The following is a 20,303-nucleotide window of genomic DNA, read 5'->3' as shown; positions in this document are numbered from 1 at the left end:
TCGTGGATGTTACCGATATACGAGATGCTTGGGCTACCGTATGAATCCAGCGCCAGGGATGTGTACCGGCCAACATCACCAGTCGAATCCACCGTCTCGATGACCCAGCTCGCGCCGTTCCAGGCGGCGTACTTGAGGTCGTAGTTAGTGCTGTCGAAGTACGAGATGTGTGGGTTGCCGCTGGAATCCAGCACCAAGGAACTGTAACCGATACTGCTGTGTTTATCTACCCACTGGAAAGCCCATTCAGAGGCCGTCGCCATCGACGCCAGTATTGCGAGAAAAACAAGACAAAGCAGCCGTTTCATCGTTCCTCCTCGTTTTACCACGTAAGCTTTTTAACCCTCGATCCAGCGTTTCATATTGAGTGATGGGATAACAATAGCACCCTCGCCGTCCGGCGGCAAGGGTGCCCGTCACATTTTCATAAAAACCCGCGGGGCCTAGCCCCCGCGGACGGCGGCGGGGACCTCGGCGGCGGGATCGACCTTCGGCAGGGGGTTGAGCGGCGGGGGCAGGGGGCGCCAGTGGGGGTCCAGGGCGGGCCACAGCGGGCCGTAGTCGGAGTTGGCGTGCCAGAAGAGCACGCCGTCGGCGCCGCCGGCCAGGGCGCCGCGAACCTGGTCGCGAACGTAGCCGGTGAAGTTGCCGGGCGCCAGCAGATCGAAGGCCTGGAGGTAGGGCCGGTTGCTGCAGGCCGAGTGCGTGCCGGGGAAGTCGGGCTCCGGGGCCTCGCGCCAGGCGATGGCGGGGGTCTGGAGCTCGAGCAGGGCCCGGGCGCCGGCGTGGAGGGGATCGGGCGGCGGGGAGGCGGCGGGGCGGACGGCCTCGAGGCGGCGCTTGAGTACCGCGGCGCAGTCCTGCAACAGGCGCCAGGTCCTGCCCGGCCCCTGGTAGAAGCCGCTGCCGAAGTGGCTGGGGTAGTTCATCGGCGAGAGGGCCTCGAGGTATTGGGCCATGTCGTCGACGTCCTGGCCCTCGGGGTTGTATTTCTCGTAGAGGGCGCTGAAGCCGAAGACGTCGGCGGACAGGGCTACCCCGGTGGGTCCGAGGACCTCGACGGCGCGCTCGAGGAAGGAATTGACGGCCCACTCGCGGTGGCGGCCCCCGGCGTGGGGCAGGTAGGCGTTGAGAACGTCGCCCTCGGTGGGGAAGCGGATGTAGTCGAACTGGATCTCGTCGACGCCGACCTCGGCGCAGTAGAGGGCCACGGCCAGGTGGTAGTCCCAGGCCGCCTCGGCGAAGGGGTCGCACCAGACGGAGTCGGCGTGGCCGACCCAGGCCCGGCTGGTGGCGGAATCCTTGATGGCGAAGTAGTCGCGGGCCTCGCCCCGGGGGTCGTATTGGGCCAGGAAGCGGTCGTAGTGAACGACGACACGGGCGATGACATAGGCTCCGGCGTCCTGGAGGCGCTCGACCAACTGGGGAAAATCGTCGATGTAGCCGTGGACGGCGCCGATCTCCCAGGCCAGCTTCTCCGGGCTCCAGCGGGCCTCCTCGGGCAGGTCCCAGCCCCGGGGCGGCTGGTAGACGGCCAGCTCGGGCCGGGGCTCCTCGGGCACCGGCAGGGGGAAGCAGATCTCACCGGGCGCCTGCTTGGCGTCGACGACGACGCAGTTGATCCGCCCCTCGGCCAGGCATCTCTCGAGTTCGGTCAGCTTGGACTCCCAAGCGGCCCGGGTGCCGACGAGATAGACGCCGACGAGGTAGGGCGGACGGTCCCGGCGCAGCAGCCCGGCGGACTCGAGGCCCGTGGTCAGGCGGGAGCGCCAGTCGACCTCGACGAACTCGCGCTCGCGGTGGGCGACGGCCGCCGACCACCAAGCGTCGTCATGAACGGCGGAGTAATCGTACTCCACCTTCGGCGCGGCCCCGGCGACGAGGGCCAGAAACACGAGCCAGACTGTCGTCAGGCGTCCGGTCATCTATTCGATCCCAAGGACGGGCAGGAAGGACTTACCCCGGGGCCAGTCAACGCCGAACCAGGCGGCCGTGCTGCGGCCGACGTCGCAGAACGAGTCGCGCAGGCCCAACTCGACGCCGCCGGGTGTCCGCGGTCGGTAAACCAACAGCGGCACCCGCTCCCGGGTGTGGTCCGTGCCCTTGTAGGTCGGGTCGCAACCGTGGTCGGCGGTGATCAGCAACAGGTCGTCGGCCCGCAGCAGCTCGCGGAAGGAGCCGAGCCAGGCGTCGAACTCGACCAGCGCCCCGGCGTAGCCCCGGGGGTTGCGGCGGTGGCCGAAGCGGGTGTCGAAGTCCACCAGGTTGGTGAAGATGAAGGCGGGAGCGTCCAGCGTCTCAGCGAAGCGCGTCGTCTTCGCCAGGCCGTCGGCGTTGGAGGTGGTGTGGTGGTCCTCGTCCAGGCCGACGCCGGCGAACAGGTCGCCGATCTTGCCCACGCCGACGGTACGCACCCCGGCGGCCTGCAGGGCGTCGAGGACGGTGTCCGCGGGCGGCTCGACGCTGAAGTCCCGCCGGTTGGACGTGCGCTCGAAGTTGTCCGGCGAATCACCGACGAAGGGCCGGGCGATCACTCGGCTGACCCGCAGGGGGTCCAGCAGCTCACGGGTGATCCGGCAGATCCGGTACAGCTCCGCCGGCGGGACGACGTCTTCGTGAGCGGCGATCTGGAAGACCGAATCCGCCGAGGTGTAGACGATCAGCTTGCAGGTCGTGATGTGCTCCAGCCCGTAACGCTCGATGATCTCCGTGCCCGAAGCCGGCCTGTTCCACAGCCAGCCGCAGCCCGTGCGCCGGCTGAACTCGTCCATCACCGCGGGCGGGAAGCCCTCGGGGAAGGTGGGAAAGGGCTCCGTCGTCGGCAGCCCCATCAGCTCCCAGTGCCCCGTCGTCGAGTCCTTGTCCGGCGAGGCCTCCCGCATGACGCCGTAGGCCCCGCCGACCGTCTCCGGCTGCGGCAGGGGGCTGCGGTAATCGACGATCCGCCGCAGGCCCAGGGCGTCGAGGTTGGGCAGCTCCAGGCCACCGACGGCGTCGGCGGTGTGTTGCAGCGTCGCCGCCCCGGCGTCGCCGAAGTCCGCCGCGTCCGGAGCGTGACCCACGCCCACCGAGTCCATCACGATGACGAAGGCCCGCCGGGCCGTGCTCCGTTTCACGCTCACGTCGTCCTTTGCCGTTGGGATAGCGCCGCCGATTATAGCACGCCGCCGGGCGGGGTACTCGAACGCCCGACAGACGGCTTACCGGGAAGGAACGGTGAGGAAGGAAGCCCTCCTGCCTTTGAGGAGAGGCTCAGGGGGAGGGGAAAACGCATGAAACACCGTAACGCCGGCCCGGCGAGCCGCGGTGGGATTAGAACCTCGCCCCTAGAGGGGCGCGTCTTCGACCGTTGAGAAACCCGCAGAGGCGCCTGTCCTCCGTCGTCGGTTTCACATAGCGCCAGACGGGCAAGAACCGCCAAGAACGCAGGGCCGGCGCGTGTTCTTGCCCGCCGACCTCACGTGACGGGAGGTCGGCGGCGAGCAAGAACCGTGACGGCCCGGGGTGCACAACAACAGTGTTTCTGCTACTACTCATCTCCGACCGGGTCGTCAGCCGCCGCCGGTTGTTACTGCTGGAAGTCGTAGGGCAGGAGTAGCTCGACGGGGCCCTCGACCCCGGCAACGCTCCAGCCGCGGATCGTCGACAGGATCCGGCTCGCCAGCACCGGGTCGCCGGTAGTGTTGCCGACCACACCGGCGGCGACGCGACCGTTGGTCACGGTGACTTCGATGGTGATCCGGCCGGCCAGGTCCGGGTTGTCACTGCGGCGGTCGTCGTAGATGCGCCGGATGAGCCCGGAACGGGCGGCGAAGTAGTTGCGGGCTATCTCCTGCTCGTCGGGTTTGTCGACGACCGCTGACGGCGGCGGGGGCTCTTCCTCGGCAGGTTCCCGGTCGGTGACGGGCGGCCGATAGCCCGAAGAGCCCTCCTGCGCCTCGTCCTCGGGTTCATCTTCGGCCGGCGGAGGGTAGTCGGGCGGCGGGGCGTCGGGGGGGTCGGGGTTGCCGACGACGGGGGTCTGGCGCTGGTAGACGGTTTCGCTCTCTTCGGAGGAACAGCCCGCAACCAGCAGCAGGCTCGGGCCGACGAGGATCAGGAAAAGCAAGACCAACTGACGCGGCAAGGATACCTCCTGGCTGAAGCGACTCATTCCGCCCAGATGACGGTGTCGCCGATAGACAGATACTCGAAGACCTCCTCGATGTCGGCGTTGTGCGAGCGGATGCAGCCGTGGCTGGCCGCGGTGCCGATCGAGTCGGGCTCGTTGGTGCCGTGCATACCGTAGGTCGGCAGATCGATGCCGATCCAGCGGCTGCCCAGACCGTTCTCCGGATCGCCGGCCGGGTAGCGTCGGCCCTCCCAGCTCCAGATGGGGTCGGCCTTGAGGCGGACGATCTCGTAGACCCCCGGCGGTGTGGGCGTCGAGGGCTTGCCGATGGCCACGGGCCAGGTCTTGATCACCTCACCGTCGACGAACAGGCTGGCGCAGAACCCGGACAGATCGACGTAGACCACGGTCCCCGCACCGTAACCCAGCTCGGCCAATTCGGCGGGGCTGATCACCGGCGGCCGACCGCCGGGGTAGATCCGCCGGGCGGCGTGATCGAAGTCGGCGCCCGTGATGACGGTGACGGCCTCCCGGGCGTGCCCCGGCGCCGTCTCGATCAGCTCGTCGGGATCGATTCCCAAACGCTCGGCCAGGGCGTGGGCCCACTCCCGGTACTCGGGCTCGTAGTGGACGACCGTCGTGGTCGGGCGTGTCGTCAGTGGGGCCAGCGTCGCCGCCCGCTCCGGGGTCGGCTCGATGAACAGCCCCGTGCTTTGCGGCTCCCAACCGCCGTCGATGAAGCTGACGCCGGTGGCGGCGGTGGGGCTGGGCAGCTCCTCCAGCAGGGGGAGCCAGCTCTCGTCGTGACGGGCCTCCTCCGCGGGGCGGACCACGCCCAACAGGATCCGCTGGGGGGCCAGCGGGGCGGTCTCCTCGCCGGCTTCGGCGGCGGCGTCGCAGGAGACGGCCAGGGCGCCGAGGAACAGAAGCAGTACGCTGAGGGGTCTGCGCTTCATGGTCACCGTGGGTTGCGACCGGCGCCTATAGCGAGAGCGGGGCCGTACTCCCCCCCGCCCTGCCGCGCGATCAGTTCGGCGGCCGGTCAGATATTGTCCAGGGCCTGGCCGAGAAAGCTGCGGAAGCGCTCGTTGGCCCGGCGAATCGAGTTGGAGTGGAAGCTGAGGATGGCCCGGTAGACCTTGTGGGCCGAGACCGGATTGGCCATCATCGCCTCCCAAAAGTCGGGCTTGTCGATGATTACACACTCGGTGGGCTCGACGGCGGTCACCGTCGCCGAGCGCTTGCCGCCGTCGAAGAGGGAGATCTCGCCGAAGAAAAAGTATTGACCCAGCTCGACCAGCACGGCGTCCACGCCGTCGCTGAGCGTCTTCTCGACGTTGACCTTGCCGTCCTTGATGATGTAGAGGGAGCCGCCCGCCGAGCCCTCGGTGAAGATCTCTTCGCCCTTGCCGAAGCTCTGCAGCCGGGCGCGTTGCGACAACTGCTTCAGCTCGTCGTCGTCCAGGGTGTAGAACAGGTAGGTCTTCTTCAGTACGTTCTGGATTTCCACGGTTCCCTCACTCCCCGGTTACCGGCGTCCGCACCCCTCAGGAGTCCAGGAAGGCGCGGTTGATCATGAAGTAGTTGCGCAGCTTTTCGTTGGACTTGCGGATGCGGCTGCAGAAAGTGCGGATCAGACCGATCATCAGCTTGTTGCCCAACTCTATATCCTCGTCGATCAGGTGCTCGAAGGCCTCCTTGTCGAGGCTGAGCAGGACCGTCGGACGCCGGCAAATGGCCGAGGCCGAGCGCGGCTCGGCGTCGATCAGGGCCATCTCGCCGAAGAAGGCCGGCGGTTCGAGGTACAGCAGCTCCTCGGAGCCCACCCCGTCGATGTTGAGGGCGATCGAGACCATGCCCTCGCTGACGATATAGAACTTGTCCCCCGGATCACCCTCGTGAAATATCTCTTGATCCTTGGAGAACTTCTCCTCCTGCAGCAAGCCCGCGACGGTGGCCAGCTCGCCGTCGTCGAGACCGGCGAACAGGATGACGTCGCGAATCTGATTGACCGTCGGCACTGGGGTTCCTCCCGAATAGAGCTGTTATCCCACGTGATTTCCAGTATAGCAAAAAAAGAGCCGTATCGACCAACCGGACGGGAATTAAGTTGCACCGGCACGGATAGCGGGTGCAGAAGCGCTGCGCCGGGGTCGCAAGACCCCGCCCTGCAGGATTATCAGCCGGCGGTTGGGTGATGGGTGATGGGTTATGGAGCACAGGATCTGCGACCTGTGTCTGCCGGCCCCCGGCCGGGATGATGCAGGGGCGGCCCGCGCATCGCCGGGCCGGAGTTACAACGAAGTTGTAACTCCAATGCTGCGAAGCAGCACCGGCACCAGTTTCTTGCACGTGCAACGAACCCTAGGCCGGGTTCGTTGCGCACTAAATGCGCCGGCCCTCCGTTCTCGGTGGTTCTTGCCCGTCTGACGCTGGGTTAAACGGGCGCCTGGAGACAGTCGCCCCCGCGGCTATCTCGACGAGTAGTAACGATCCACCACCATGGTGGGCGGTCCCGGGGGTTGAATCCCCCGCGGTCCGCCGCGGATGCCGGAGATCGCAGCAAAACGGCGGGGGACAGAGCCCCCGCCCTTGGTCTTTGGTCATCGTCAGCGGGCTTGAGTGGTAGGGAACTACTCCCGCCCCAGCGTTATGCCGAAAAAACTCGAGGGATCATCACAGCAGGTGAACAGCAGCTATTGCAGTTGGTTACTTATATCTACGTGAACAAGAATATTTTCCTGCCACCAACCAAGGGGTGAATGGGGCGGGGAAGAGTAGGATGAGGTAGCGGCACGTCAAGTGACCAAGGTGTAACTGCCGCTGTCACTACAGGTTAGGCGACGAGCGGCTAATGTACAAGAGCTGGGGTAAATTGTTCAACCATCGTCCCCAGGGGCGTCGCCACGAGCTGCCGCCGGAAAAACGCCGTGAGATTACGCGCCTGTTCTGGCTCGGCGTTCCGGCGGCCCGGGTCAGCCTTCCGCCCAATTGCAGCGGGAGGTACCCATAATAAGCTGTCGCTCAACGGCTTCCACTACAGGCGCATCAACCATGACAAACACTGGTCGACGACAATGTGCCTATGAACGGCATCGAGAACGTCCGTGCCTGTGGCAAATGCTGCCTGAAGGCCTGCCACGGCGGTTTCAAGCGCAACTTCGGGCTGTTCATCCGTGAACGGTCGTTCAGATTTTTTATCATCGTGACGACGAAAACGCGCTAAACTATCTCAGGAGCAGACTTCACGCTTGTTCATAATAAGGTGATAATCCCAAACTCGATTATCTGCTGCGAATCCTGGCGGCTGTCGTCGGCCTTTGTCTCCACCGGCAGCTCCAGCTCGACACTCTCAACGGACTTCTCGGGCGGATCGAAACGTGTGACGTAGGTGTAGTGTGTCTACGGATCGTTGTTATCTATCTTCTCCTAATTCGAGCTTCTCCGTATTCGGGGCGGGATCCGGGATGTCCTGCATCCACTTCCGGATGTTCTCGCCGCTCACCAGTTATCTCTCGACACTTTCGCCGGGGCCGTTGAGGGTGACTTTGCTGACTCGCCGCCCCTGCCTGGTGTCACCCCGGTCTCACCAGGCGCAGTTCGCCGCTATGTAGATGCAGTTGGCGCTGAAGCCGTCGGCCGACAGGCTAACGTGCTGGTAGTTCATCACGCTGGAGCCGAGCCAGAGGAGCTTCGTCGTTGCCCCGTCCGGAGGAGCGCCGAGGGGTACGGCCTCGTTGTAGGTGAGGAGACTGCCGCGGGTTCCGGTGTTGCCCGGGGTGTCGATGTCCAACTGATGGCAGTCGGATACGACGGTGAATGGCGCTCCGGTCGTCAGCGACTTCGGGTTGATCCATGCCTGCGAGTCCATCACCGGGTAACCAAGCGTGTGATGGCTCCTGATGCGGGCGACGACGACGGGATAGGGGTTGTTCAGCTCGCAGACGCACACGAGGTCGGAATAGTCGCTCCCACCGTCCTTGTCGAAATCGACCAGAGTGAACCACTCGTCGGCCATCCAACACCACTCGGCCACTTTCCTCTCGGGGTAGGTGTTACCGGCGGTTACGGCCCGGACGTCGGCATAGAGCTTGCCGTCCTGCTCGACGAAGTCCAGGTTGACGGGGCCGGTCGCGCGGCCGCAGAGAGGACTGAATACGAGAAAGATGTGGTCAGTACGAGGAGGGTCCTGAGAAATCCATTCCCTTCCTGTCGCGGGTTGCCGTTGTCTTCGGCTGAAGCAGGTTTATCCAACCGATCAGGTCTGCGGCAGAGCTCCGCTAGCGTCCGAGGACGACCCGGCGGCTGAGCGCCGCGCCTTGCGTCTCCAGGCGCAGCAGGTAGACGCCGGCGGCCGCGGCGGCGCAGTCCCAGGCGACCTCGTGCCGTCCGGCGGGCAGCTCGCCCTCGGACAACACGGCCACCCGGCGCCCGGCCAGGTCATAGACGCTCAGGCTGACGCGCTGGGCCTCGGGCAGCGTATAAGCGATGCTGACGCTGTTATCCGCCGGGTTGGGATACGGCTCATCGAGGGCCAACCGCTGCGCCTGCTCGGGCACGACGACGGCCGCCGTCGGCCCGAATCTTGTTACATAGCCCTCGCTATCCGTGACTTCGAGCCAGTAGACGTAACCCTCGCCGGGCTCGACGCCCCGATCCAGCCAGCGGCGGGTCGTGCCGTCCAGCGAGCCCGACACGGCGACGGGATCATCCACCCCGCGCAGGACGCGGACGGAGGCGGGGGAGTCACCGTCGATGGCCCAGGCGACCAGGTTGCCGGAATCCGTAGTCGCGGAGGTTAGTTCGATGCCGTCCACGGTCCAACCCGCAGCGGTGGTGGCGAGCTTGAGAGCATTGTTGGCGCTGTCGTAATAGGAGATGTACGGATTGCCGGAGCTGTCCAGCGCCAGTGAGGTGTGCGAGCCCACCCGATCGGCATCGTCCACCGTTTCGAAGTCCCAACTGGAGCCGTTCCAAACGGCGTACCTGAGGTTAAAACCAGGGTAGCCGGTATAGTAAGAGATACGAGGGTTGTCGGACACATCCAATGCCAGGGAGGCGTATCTGCCGCTGCTGCCCGATTCCAAAGTCTGGATCTCCCATTTCGAGTCGCAGCCGACGGCGTACTTGAGGGCGAGGTTGGTACTGTCGAAATACGCGATGTGCGGGCGGTCGCTGGAATCCAGGGCCAGGGAGGTGTATCTGCCTGTCTCGCCACCGGAATCCACCGTCTCTATGTGCCAGTCGCCGGCCACCGCCGTCGCTACTAAGGCAATGAGAAATACAAGACAAAACAGACGTTTCATCACTCCTCCTTAGCTTCAATCATCCGCTTGAATCAGCCTGTTGCATTGCTTGACGCCGTTACAATAGCACCTCCGGCGCCCCGCGGCAAGGGCGTCCGTCACGCTCGACCAGGACCGTTGATCTCCCCTCCACCCTTGCATTGCCGCGGACGACGGTTTATCATCTAGCCGAGGCTGACGATCCGACACCAACCACGGCGCCAAGCCGTTATTTTACAGGAGTTACCGATGAACGAGATCCTGGAGATCCACGGCCGCGAGGTCCTCGACTCCCGCGGCAATCCCACCGTCGAGGTCGACGTGGTCACCGCCGACGGCAGCTTCGGCCGGGCCGTCGTACCTTCGGGCGCCTCGACGGGCGAGCACGAGGCCGTCGAGCTGCGCGACGGCGACGAGAAGCGCTACCGGGGCAAGGGTGTGCTGACCGCCGTCGAGCACGTCAACGGACCCATCGCCGCCGCCCTGACCGGCCTGGCCGTCGACGAGCAGCAGGCCCTCGACCAGCGTCTGCTCGAACTCGACGGCACACCGAACAAGGGCAAGCTGGGCGCCAACGCCGTACTGGGCGTCAGCCTGGCCTGCGCCCACGCGGCGGCCGCCTACCACGAAGAACCCCTCTACCGCTACCTGGGCGGCTGCGGAGCCCACCTGCTACCCGTGCCTCTGCTCAACATCCTCAACGGCGGAGCCCACGCCGACAACAACGTCGACATCCAGGAGTTCATGATCTGCCCGACGGGCTTCAACACCTTCCACGAGGCCCTGCGCTGCGGCGCCGAGGTCTTCCACAGCCTGGGCAAGGTCCTCCGGGAACGCGGCCTGTCCACCAACGTCGGCAACGAGGGCGGCTACGCGCCGAACCTGGCCTCCAATACAGCGGCCTTCGAGACCATCCTCGAATCGATCCGGCGCGCCGGCTACCAACCCGGCGAGCACGTCTGGCTGGCCGTCGACGCCGCCGCCAGCGAATTCTACCGCGAGGGCCGCTATCACCTCGACGCCGAGAGTGAAACCCTCGATTCACTCGGCCTGATCGAGCTCTATCAAAAGTGGGCCGCCGACTATCCCCTGATCTCCATCGAAGACGGCCTGGCCGAGGACGACTGGCAGGGCTTCGCCGCCCTGCAGCGGATCTTCGCCGACCGCGTCCAGACCGTCGGCGACGACCTCTACGTCACCAACGTCCAGCGCCTGCGCCGCGGCATCGAGGAGAACTCCACCAACTCGATCCTGATCAAGCTCAACCAGATCGGCTCGGTCTCCGAAACCCTCGAGACCATCCGCACCGCCTACGGCGCCGGGATGAGCTGCGTCATCAGCCACCGCTCCGGCGAAACCGAGGACGTCTCCATCGCCCACCTCGCCGTGGCCGTCGGTGCCGGGATGATCAAGACCGGGGCGCCCAGCCGCTCCGAACGCCTGGCCAAATACAACGAGCTGCTGCGTATCGAGGAACAACTGGGATCCGCCGCCCGTTACGCCGGTCGGTCGGCCTTCCGCGCCGAAGTCGACTGAGCCCGCCGACGATAGCCGCCCGAGCCGGTGGCGCGCGTTTTTGCCCGCGGCCTCCGGCGACGGAGGCCGCGGGGCGCAAAAACCGTGACACCGGCGGCGGGAAGGTGGGGATCGCTCAGCAGTTCCCTTGGCTCTTCGTTCCGAGTTGGGTTATACTGGCAGCGTCGACCAAACCCGGGAGGAAGCGTGAGCAAGACCAATTGGAGTCTGAGCCTGTTGTTGCTTTTGACCCTGGCGGGTTGCAACGACGGCTCGGAGCCGCCGACGGAGGATGCGATGGTGCCGGACTACGAACGCCTGCCACCGTCGGCGATCGAGGACTACGCCGACGGGGAGAACTTCGAGCAATTGCTCTTCGACGGCGAGGACTACCTCGTCGCCCGGGTCTGGGCCGCGGAACCCCAAGAGGCGCCCTTCTCCCAGAACCCCTGCGCTTACTGGTGGTACGAAATCGTTTACGAGACCTCGAAAACCAACTACCACATCAGCACCACGATCTCCAAGAACGACCTCTATGTCGAGATCGACGGCAAGCTGATCGAGGTCGGGCTGGCCAAACGCGGCATGCGACCCCAGTATCTGGAAACGTATCCCGCCGGCGAAGAGCCCGAGCACATGCGCCTCGTCGACTGGGACTACTGGGGACATCCCGAGGCCACCTTCGCCGAATGGCGCCTGGAGCAGGGCGGGCTGTACCGCATCAAGGTCGAGGTTTTCGGCTCGGCTATCGAGGCTCCGGAGGAGGAGGGCGGGGTGATCTACGAAACCTATTACCACTTCACCTTCCTCGGTCCGGTTGCGGAGTAGCGAACCGGGCTTGTTATCCAAACGGGCGGTCCTTCGGGGCCGCTCGCTTGCGTTGTGCCGGGCCGGCACGGTTTTTGCATCGACGACGGACCTGCAGCGGTCCGTCGTCGCAAAAACGCGCGCCGGCCCTGCGTGCGCAATCGTTTAGCATCCGACGGGCGTGATGAACAACGGCGGGTCTTGAGGGCCCCGCCCGGAAAAAACCCGGGCTTTCCTCAGCGTGCCAGCGCCGCGAGGGCCGCTGCCCAAAGCTCCCAGTTGCCGGCCTCGGCGGCGGCCAGGGCGGCCCGCCAGAGCAGTTCTGCGTCGCCTTCGAGCCGCCCCAGCTCGTAGTTCAGGGCGGCGGGGTTGTCTGCGTTCTCGATGCCGTCTCGAAGGTGGGCGACGGCCGCTCGATCGTCAACGGCGGCCCGGGCGGCGGCCAGGTAGCCGGCGTCGGCTCTCGGCTCGAGCTCGACGGCCCGTCGGGCGTGGCGGCGGGCGTTGCCCGCGTCGCCCAGCTCGAGGTAGACCCCGGAGAGCTCGGCGTGAACGAGGGCGTCGGCGTGGGGCGCCGCGGCGGCGTCCTGCAGGATTGCCAGGGCGCCGAGGTCGTCGCCGTTACGGCGCCGGGCCCGGGCGATGAGGGTGGCCAGGCGGTTGGGATCCAGGCCGGAGCCGCGCAGACTGAGCAGTTCTTCCTCGGCCGCGGCGTAGCGACCGGCGTCGAGGAGAGCCAGGCTCAGGTTGAGCCGCGCCGGGACCATCGTCGGGCTCTCGGCGAGGGCCCGGCGCTGATAATCGATCGCCGACTCGTAATCGCCCCGGGCGGCGGCCTCGGTGCCGAGGTTGTTGAAACCCACGGCCAGGTTGTCGTAGGTCCGGGTGACCTCGGGGGTGCGCAGGGCGGCCCAGGCGGTGACAAGGAGCAGCCCGGCGGCGAGGAAGACGCCGAGGCGCAGCCGCCGGCTCCGGCTCCAGGCCCCGCGGCGCAGCAATCGAATCGTGACCGCCGTCCGGCGCAGCAGCAAGGCGGCGCCGATGACCAGCAACGGCGCGACGACGACACGGAAGCGCGCGGTGACAAAGAAGGGTAGCAGCCCGATGAAGTAGGCCAGGGCGGCCACCCCGAGGATCCGGGCCCCGCGCCGTCGGGCCAGGACCAGGCCGGTCACCCCGAGGGGCAGCAGCAGGTAAAGGGACAGCCAGGGCAGCCGCAGGAGGGGAACGAACTCGGCCTCGAAGTAGTAGTTCTCGACCTGGGGGTACTCGAAGCCGTTGAGGTACAACAGGCCCCGCTCGGCGCTCAGGGCCAGTATCCGCCCCGGGTCGGCCTCCCAGAGCTCGGTGAAGCGCTCTTTCCAGTAGTCGTCGACTTCGACGGCGGACAACTCGCGCCCGGCGGCGGCCTCAGCCGGGCGACGGGCGGTGAAGTCGGCGGCGTAGGTCTGGGGGTCGTAGGGCCGGTAGAGGCCGACGGCGCCGGGCTGGTTGCCCAGGTAGAGGTTGAGGCCGCCGTTGGTGGACAGCATGACGAACTCGTCGGCGGCCCGGCTGTTGGCGATGGTCACCGGGGCGATGACCAGGACGGCCGCGGCGACCAGCAAGCCCAGCTCGGCCGGAGCCCGTCGTCGGTTGCGGCGCAGGCGCTTGAAGAACAGGAACAGCCCGACGGTCGCCGCCGGCAGGGCCGCCGTCGGGTGGGCCAGGGCCGCCAGGGCGAAGATCGCCCCGACGAGGGCCGCCCGCCACAATCGGGGACGACGGTGCTGGCGCAGGGCCAGGTAGATTCCCAGGGTGACCAGGAAGACGGTCAGCGTCGTCGGCAGCAGCAGGGTCTCGAAGAAGAAGAGCTGATGGTAGAGGGCCGCCGCTCCCAGGGCGCCGACGGCCCACCAGCGTCCGACCAGCAGCCGCGCCGTGCGCCAGACCACAAAGAGGGTCGCCAGACCGAGGAGGGCTTGCAACAGGCGGATCGTCCACAGCGTCCCCGGCAGCAGGGCGTAACCCGCCCCGACGAAGAGCTGGTACAGCGGGCTCATGAAGAAGGGCGGCTCGAGCCCCTGACCACCCGCCAGTTGCAGTGCCCGGCCGTGGTAGTAATTCTCGTCCAGGCCCAGGTAATCGCCGAAGGGGCTGTCGGCCAATTGATCGAACAGCAGCAGCCGCAGCAGCGCGGCGCCGACCAGGATCACGGCGGCCCAGAAACGATCGTCACGTAGCAGGCGGCGCAGCCGTGAGCGAACCTCAGGTGACATCGACGGCCTCCCCGGGTTCGAGCGGAATCGCCACGGCCGGACGATCGCTGCGGTAAACGGTCAACGGTCGGTCGGCGCCGTTGATGAGGCGGCCCTCGACGAGGCGCAGGCCCTCCAGAGCGCGGGCCCGGGCGACGAAGTCTCCGGCCGGGCCCAGCCGGGCGCCGTTGTCCCGGGCCCAGGCCAGGGCCCGGTGATAGGGCTCCGCCCAGCCCGGATAGGCCGGGCCGAAGACCCGCTGATGCCAGAGCAGGCTGACACAGGCTCCGGCCCGGCGGCCCGCCCGCAGAAACGCCGACAGCCGCCGCCAGCATTCCTCGACGTCCGGGACTTCGTCGCCGTAGCGGCGGAAGAGCGCACCGTCCATCACGGTCAGCGGCAGCTCGAATAGTCCCAGGGCGGTCGACGATCCGTAGTTCCAGGGGCGGTACGGTCCCCCGCAGGCCAGGCGGTAGCCCGGCTCGTCGGCGAAGCCCAAGCCGGCGTCGTAGACCAGCCCGGTCCGGGCGACGACGGCCAGATCCTCCGGTCCGCGCAGGCGCAGGTAGTGGGCCCGGCCGCCGATGTCCGTCGAGCCCGTCAAGCGGCTTAGTTCCGCCAGTTCGGCGCTCAGGGCCGCGGCGTCGCCCGCGGTGGCGTAACCGTAGTGGTGCCCGAGCTCCTGGCCCGACGACAGCAGCCCTCGCAGCTCCCCGCGCCGGCGGCGCAGCTTGTAGGCCGGATCGTGAGGGCCGCGCCGACCGGGATGAACGAAGTAGGTCCCCCGCGCCGGGGCGTCGGCGGCCCGGCAGCGCTCGAGGCAGCGATGGCGGTCAGGCTCGCCCAGCAGCTTGAGCATCCGTCGTCCGGCGCGCAGCCGCTCGGCGGACAGCTTCAGCACCCCCGCCGCCAGCAGGCGCAACGCCCGGCCCAAGGAGCGCTCGCTGAGCGAATCCACGTCGTGGGTCAGCGCCAGCGACCACTCCGCGCCGTCGGGGTGCCGGTCGAAGTGGACGATCGGCCCGGCGAGGGCCAGGGCGCGGCGCAGGAAGGCGCCCCACAGCTCCAGCCAGGGGCGCTCGAAGATCGGGTCCGGGCTCCGGGAGACGGAGCGGCTCAAGCGGCCGTGGGAGTCACGGCGCTCGGGATGCAGCACTTCCTCGCGCTGGCCCAGCAGGTACCAGGCGTCGGCGGGGAAGTCGACGGCGCAGTGGACGCCGTCGCCGTCGCGGCTGATCCAGCTCCGGCCGCCGGCGTCGCGGTACAGCGCCTCACCGGTTGGCGGCGCTGCGTCGACGGGATGCAGGCTGAGCAGCCGGTCCGGCCAGTCGGCGAGTTCCACCGCCTCGACGCGCCGTAACTCCAGCAGCCCAAGGGTGTCGGGATCGGCGCAGGGCCTGATCGTCAAAGCCCCCGGCGCGCCGTAGCCGCAACCCGCCTCGACCTGGGTCGGCAGCAGTCCGCCCAGACGGGCCAGTTCGCCCAGGGCGTAGGACAGCCAGGCTGGTCGCGGCTCAGTCACGGCCCCGGAACCTCCGCAGCCGCGCCAGCAGCTTGCGCCAGGGCCGGTAGACCCGCCGGCTCTCCAGGTAAGGCGTCAACCGGCCGCCGAAGCCGCGCTTGAAGCGGCAGATGGCCGGGGTGTTGGCGCCGACGAAATCCAGGGTTCTATCCTGCTCCGTCAAACGTCGCAACAGCCCCTCGACCACCAGGCTGGGCGAGCCGTCGCCCCGTCCGGCGGGGTCATGGGCGGCCAACTGGTAATAGCCCGCCGTATCATCGACCGTCGCCAGCACCCCGGCCGCCAGGCCGCCATCGCCGCGCCGGGCCTCGAGGAGAAAGCCCCGCTCGGCCAGGGCCTCGACCAGCCGCCGTGGCGCCGGCCGCAACCGCTGAGCCCGCATCCCGGCAACGTGCAGGCGGTAGAGATCGGCGCTTCCCCGGGTCTCGACCAACCGCAGATCAAGGCCCCGGGCCTTTTTTAGCTGCCGCCGTGTCGAGGAGGAAAAACCGGCCGCCGCCGACTCCCGAACCAGGTAGGTGTAGCGCGGCGTCACCCGCCAGCCGCATTGCTGCAAGGGTCGGCCGTCGACCACCCGGGGTGGATGACGGAAGTGGACCGTGGCCGGGCCGCGGTCGGCCAGGTAGGCGTCGACGGCTTCGACGATACGCTGCCAGACGGATTCGCGCCGTCCGGCGGCCAGGTCGTCGGGCAGCAGCGGCCAGAGGCCCCAGTATTGGGCCAGGGGCGGGATAACGGCCCGGCCGCCGCGCAGGTAGAGGGGGAACAGGGCGCGCAGGGCCTGACCGGCGTAGACGCCGTGAAGCTCCACCCGACCGGGAAGGACCTCGGCGGCCGCCCGGACGAAGCCGGCGTGGTAGAAGGCCCCGACGCCGCAGAGCAACGGCGCCGCGCTCGGTTCCAGTTCCTCGACGCGGTATTCGGCCACGATCCTCCCGGTTTGACCCCCGGCGGCGGGGGTTGCTAAACTGTGTTCGATCTCGCCGGATCAACGTAACGGCAAACCGTGACCATCCATTCGGTCGACGGGAGCTTCCGGACCGACGGGCGCCGGAACCGCCGCGGCCGTAACCGCCGCGATCGCAACGAGAAGCGGACGGCGCGCTCAACGGTCCTCACCGGTTCCAGACCATGACGCCGCCGACAACGGAAAGGCTGCAGATGCGCACCTTCGTGGCTTGTGAGTTGCCCGGCGCGCTCGCCGACGCCCTGACCGCGGTTCGTCGCGCCGCCGAAGACCGCGCCTGGCGTTGGGTGCCGGCGGGCAACGTCCACCTGACGCTCAAGTTTCTCGGTGAGGTCGAGGCGGGCTTGCTGCCGGAGCTGAAGGCGGCCCTGGAGCGGTCGGCGCTGCAGGTGCGGCCCTTCGAGATCAAGCTGACCGGGCTGGGGGCGCTGCCCGGCGGCCGCCGGCCGCCCCGGGTGCTGTACGCCGCGGTCGCGGCGGGCGACGAGGGCCTGGCCCGTCTGCATCAGGCCGTCGAAGCTGAATTGAAGCCCCTGGGTTTCGCGGCCGACCGACGGAGGTTCACCCCCCACGCCACCCTGGCCCGGGTGCGTCGCGGACGGCCCCGGGAGCTGCCGCGTCTACTGGAACGCTTCGCCGGGGAGAGCTTCGGTCGCTGGAGCTGCGCGGCGCTGACGCTGTTCGAGAGCCGCCTGGGCAGCGGTCCGGCACGTTATGTGCCGTTGGCCGAGGTGCCCCTCGGCGGGGCGTCGTGACCGAGGACCCGGCAGATCAGCCAGTCGCGCAGGCGGTCGGGGAGACGTCCGGTCAGCACGCTGCCGCGGGCGCCGCGGCCGACGACGTAGCGCGCCCGGGGACGGCGACGGGTCAGGGCCCGCTCGATGACCCGGGCGACGGCCGGGGGCTCGGTCGCCCGGCGGGCGCCCTCGACGACCCGGCGGAAAACGGCCTCCATCAGCGGACCGTAGCGTTCGAGGGCCTCAGAGTCCAGCTCGCTCAGGCGGCGCGTTCGCTCGGCGGCCACCTTGTCCCAGATCGGCGTGGCGATCGGTCCGGGCTCCAGCAGGATCACCCCAACCTCCCAGGGGCGCAGCTCCACTCGCCAGGCATCGGCCAGGGCCTCCAGGGCGTACTTGCTCATGCAGTAGGCGCCGACGAGGGGCATGGCCGTCCGGCCGGAGACCGAGCCGATGAAGACGATCCGCCCCCGGTTGCGGCGCAGCAACGGCAAACAGGCCCGGGTCAGCGCCTGCTGACCGACGACGTTGACCTCGAGCACCCGGCACAGCTCGGCGGGCTCCAGGTACTCCAGCGGACCGGCGGCGCTGACGCCGGCGTTGTTGACCAAGGCGTCGAGCCCGCCGCCCTCGGCGGCGATCGTCGCGACGGCGGCGCGGATCTGCTCCTGGTCGGTGACGTCGCAGAACAGCGGACTCAGGCCGGCAAGTCCGGCCGCCCGCCAGCTTTCGGCGTCGGCCTCCCGGCGCACCCCGGCGTAGACGCGCCAGCCGCGCTCGGCCAGCAGCCGCGCGGCGGCCTCGCCGATGCCCGTCGAGGTTCCCGTGATCAGCACCCGGCGCTCGGTCATCATCCCCCTCGGCCGTCTCCGGTGATCGCCCGGAAAGGAAGAGATTAGCACATCGCCGCGGTTCATCGCAATCGGGGCCTTTCCCGGCGGGGTTTTCTGGGCTATAATGGATGGCGGATTGACAAGTCATTGAGCGGTGAACAACGAACGCAGCGGGGTAACCATGTTGAAAAACAGAATACCGATTTCGGCGGCGACGGCGGTTTGCGTCATCGTGAGCCTGGGAATGCTGGGCGCCTGCGATTCCGCCACCGAACCCTTCGAGGAGACCTACCCCGACGACACCTATTTCGCCCTGGCGCTGACCGACGCCTCCTGGACGGCCCACGACATCGCCCCGGTCGTCAAGCTCGACTTCGGCGGCACCGTCCAGCCGGCGACGGTGGCCGCGGTTCGCGTCCTCGACCCCCCCGTCATCGACGGCCAGACCGGTGACGACGCCTGGGGCGAAGCCGAGGCCAGCGTGCTGGTCCTCGAGCCGGTCAACGGCGGCTGCGGCATCGACGTGGCCAGCGTCAAGTGCGTCTACGACACCGAAGGCGTCTATTTCCTGGTCAGCTGGCTGGACCCCTCGTCGACCAAGAGCGACGACCCCGGGCGCTGGGTCCTGGACAACGATCAATGGTTCAACACCTACGATGAGAACGGCAATCCGGACGCTGAGGGCGAGCCCCCGCCCGAGGACAAACTGGCCTTCTTCTGGATGATCGCCGACACCTACCCGGAGTTCCCCGACGAGGGCTGCACCGCCACCTGTCACGGCGGTGCTCGCCACGCCACCGCGGGCAGCCGGCTGCTCGACGTCTGGTTCTGGGGCGCCGGCCGAACCAACCCGCGTCAACAATGCAACGACAGCTACCTGTCCCCGGCGGGTTTCATCCTCGATCCAGGACGGGGATCGGCCCAACTCAACCGTTCGACGGAGGGCCTGCCCCTCTTCCAGCATCAGAGCGACCCCAACGCCAACGCCTCCTACCTCCTCGCCGAGGAGGCCGTCGCTTTCCAGCCCGACGCCGAGTGGCTGGAGGGCGGTGAGATACCCGGGTACGTCCTGCACCAGACCACGGACAGCAGCGCCGACGTCAGCGCCGCCGGCGGCTACGGCGGCGGCTCCTGGTCCGTCGAGCTGTTCCGGGCCTACTACACCGGTCATCCCGAGCACGACGTCACCTTCACCTGGGACATCGAAGGCGACGGCGGTCAGTGAAAGGCCGTCCGACCACGGCGGACTACGTCCTCGGCGCCCTGGCGCTGACGGGCCTGGCGGTGGTCATCCTCGGCGCCTACCTGATCGACGGCTGGGACACTCTCTGGTCCAAGCTGCTGGTGGCTCCCGTGCTGCTGGCCGCCTGGCGTTTCGGTTTGCTGGGCGGAGCGCTGACCGCGGCCGTGGGCACCGCGGCCCTGGCGCCCCAGCTCCTCGTCTACTGGGGCGAGCTCGATGTCTTCGTCTGGGGCGACATCGCCGAATTGTTAGTCGTCAACCTCTTCGGCTGGACCCTGGGGCTCTCAAGCGACTACCACCGCCGTCGCGGCCGCCAGGCCGAGGACCTGGCCGACCAACTGGCCGTCGCCAACGCCGAGCTGGCCGAACTCGTCGAGCTGCGCGAACGGGCCGCCCGCCTGGAGCGCTTGGAGACCGTCGGCCGTCTGGCCGGCGGCGTGGCCCACGAACTACGCAACCCGCTGGCCGCCATCAAGCTCACCGCCCAGACCATCAACGCCGCTGCACTGCCCGCCGAAGACCGCGAGGCCCTCGAGATCATCGTCGCCGAGGTCGAACGGGCCGACGAGGCCGTGCGCCGTCTGTTGGGCGAGGCTCGCGGCGGCGGCGAGCGTCGACGCTTCGACTTCGTCAACCTCTGCCGCCGGGCCGCCGACGAAGTCGCCGGCCGCGCCCGGAACCTGAGGCTGGAACTCGATCTGCCCGACGAGGAACTGCCCGTCCACGGCTCCTGCGACGCCCTGCGCCAGGCCGTCGTCAACGTCCTGGTCAACGCCCTGGAGGCCGCCCGCAACCGGGTGATCGCAGAACTGCGCACCGTCGGCGCAATGATCGAGCTGGCCGTCGCCGACGACGGACCCGGTGTCGGACCCGCGAACCGGGAACATCTCTTCGAACCCTTCTTCACCACCAAGGAAGACGGCACCGGACTGGGCCTGTTCCTGGCCGCTCAGGCAGTCCGCGCCACCGGCGGTGAGCTGCGCCACGAAACACCCCCCGGCGGCGGCGCCCGTTTCATCTTCCGTCTACCCCCGGCTTCGGACTAG

The 20,303-nt window shown here is 67.9% G+C and carries 18 protein-coding genes; 5 read left to right on the top strand and 13 right to left on the bottom strand.

What is annotated here, in order from left to right:
- From GF399_11115 to GF399_11075, 9 genes are all read right to left on the bottom strand, one after another.
- Positions 1-308: hypothetical protein (locus GF399_11115; GenBank protein ID MBD3400862.1), on the bottom strand; the 308-nt coding region annotated here is incomplete at its 3' end.
- Positions 309-443: 135 nt separating this feature from the next.
- A complete protein-coding gene (locus tag GF399_11110; protein ID MBD3400861.1) occupies positions 444-1,925 on the bottom strand; it encodes a hypothetical protein in 1,482 nt (493 codons plus the stop codon).
- Positions 1,926-3,077 (bottom strand): phosphopentomutase, encoded by a 1,152-nt coding sequence (locus GF399_11105; protein ID MBD3400860.1) that lies wholly within the window; start codon positions 3,075-3,077, stop codon positions 1,926-1,928.
- A gap of 491 nt (positions 3,078-3,568) precedes the next feature.
- Entirely contained in the window at positions 3,569-4,126 is a 558-nt protein-coding gene (locus GF399_11100; GenBank protein ID MBD3400859.1) for a hypothetical protein, read from the bottom strand.
- Positions 4,127-4,149: 23 nt separating this feature from the next.
- Entirely contained in the window at positions 4,150-5,067 is a 918-nt protein-coding gene (locus tag GF399_11095) for a L,D-transpeptidase family protein (protein MBD3400858.1), read from the bottom strand.
- Between the two features lie 86 nt (positions 5,068-5,153).
- The gene (locus GF399_11090) at positions 5,154-5,621 is read right to left on the bottom strand and encodes a cyclic nucleotide-binding domain-containing protein (protein ID MBD3400857.1); all 468 of its coding nucleotides are present in this window, start codon (positions 5,619-5,621) and stop codon (positions 5,154-5,156) included.
- Between the two features lie 37 nt (positions 5,622-5,658).
- On the bottom strand, positions 5,659-6,132 hold the full coding sequence (locus GF399_11085) for a cyclic nucleotide-binding domain-containing protein (GenBank protein ID MBD3400856.1): 474 nt from the start codon (positions 6,130-6,132) through the stop codon (positions 5,659-5,661).
- Positions 6,133-7,697: 1,565 nt separating this feature from the next.
- Positions 7,698-8,147 carry a hypothetical protein gene (locus GF399_11080; protein MBD3400855.1) on the bottom strand — a complete coding sequence of 150 codons (450 nt, stop codon included), beginning with the start codon at positions 8,145-8,147 and terminating at the stop codon, positions 7,698-7,700.
- Positions 8,148-8,391: 244 nt separating this feature from the next.
- Entirely contained in the window at positions 8,392-9,417 is a 1,026-nt protein-coding gene (locus tag GF399_11075; protein ID MBD3400854.1) for a T9SS type A sorting domain-containing protein, read from the bottom strand.
- Between the two features lie 228 nt (positions 9,418-9,645).
- Here GF399_11075 and GF399_11070 point away from each other — a divergent pair, with 228 nt between their 5' ends.
- The gene (locus GF399_11070) at positions 9,646-10,932 is read left to right on the top strand and encodes a phosphopyruvate hydratase (protein MBD3400853.1); all 1,287 of its coding nucleotides are present in this window, start codon (positions 9,646-9,648) and stop codon (positions 10,930-10,932) included.
- Positions 10,933-11,118: 186 nt separating this feature from the next.
- Positions 11,119-11,739 (top strand): hypothetical protein, encoded by a 621-nt coding sequence (locus GF399_11065; protein MBD3400852.1) that lies wholly within the window; start codon positions 11,119-11,121, stop codon positions 11,737-11,739.
- A gap of 215 nt (positions 11,740-11,954) precedes the next feature.
- Here the strand turns inward: GF399_11065 and GF399_11060 are convergent, their stop codons facing one another.
- The 3 genes from GF399_11060 to GF399_11050 are packed head-to-tail and all read right to left on the bottom strand — an operon-like array spanning position 11,955 to position 16,405.
- On the bottom strand, positions 11,955-13,976 hold the full coding sequence (locus GF399_11060; protein ID MBD3400851.1) for a tetratricopeptide repeat protein: 2,022 nt from the start codon (positions 13,974-13,976) through the stop codon (positions 11,955-11,957).
- Positions 13,966-15,477, bottom strand: a complete 1,512-nt coding sequence (locus GF399_11055) for a hypothetical protein (protein ID MBD3400850.1) — start codon at positions 15,475-15,477, stop codon at positions 13,966-13,968. The genes GF399_11060 and GF399_11055 overlap by 11 nt, the downstream gene beginning before the upstream one ends.
- Entirely contained in the window at positions 15,470-16,405 is a 936-nt protein-coding gene (locus GF399_11050) for a GNAT family N-acetyltransferase (protein MBD3400849.1), read from the bottom strand. Before GF399_11050 ends, GF399_11055 begins: the two co-directional genes overlap by 8 nt.
- Positions 16,406-16,608: 203 nt before the next feature.
- On the opposite strand from GF399_11050, the gene thpR reads away from it, so the two are divergent.
- Complete coding sequence (gene thpR, locus GF399_11045) at positions 16,609-17,199, top strand: RNA 2',3'-cyclic phosphodiesterase (GenBank protein ID MBD3400848.1); 591 nt, start codon at positions 16,609-16,611, stop codon at positions 17,197-17,199.
- Here thpR and GF399_11040 read toward each other — a convergent pair.
- Positions 17,157-18,032: an SDR family NAD(P)-dependent oxidoreductase gene (locus GF399_11040; GenBank protein ID MBD3400847.1), complete on the bottom strand. Its 876-nt coding sequence runs from the start codon at positions 18,030-18,032 to the stop codon at positions 17,157-17,159. The two genes, thpR and GF399_11040, sit on opposite strands and share 43 nt — an antisense overlap.
- 163 nt (positions 18,033-18,195) lie before the next feature.
- Here GF399_11040 and GF399_11035 point away from each other — a divergent pair, with 163 nt between their 5' ends.
- Positions 18,196-19,239 carry a hypothetical protein gene (locus GF399_11035; GenBank protein ID MBD3400846.1) on the top strand — a complete coding sequence of 348 codons (1,044 nt, stop codon included), beginning with the start codon at positions 18,196-18,198 and terminating at the stop codon, positions 19,237-19,239.
- The gene (locus tag GF399_11030) at positions 19,236-20,303 is read left to right on the top strand and encodes a hypothetical protein (GenBank protein ID MBD3400845.1); all 1,068 of its coding nucleotides are present in this window, start codon (positions 19,236-19,238) and stop codon (positions 20,301-20,303) included. The genes GF399_11035 and GF399_11030 overlap by 4 nt, the downstream gene beginning before the upstream one ends.

The organism is Candidatus Coatesbacteria bacterium (assembly GCA_014728225.1).
Lineage (GTDB): Bacteria > RBG-13-66-14 > RBG-13-66-14 > RBG-13-66-14 > RBG-13-66-14 > WJLX01.
Note: the sequence above shows the minus strand (reverse complement) of the source record. Positions and strands in the feature narration are given on the sequence as shown.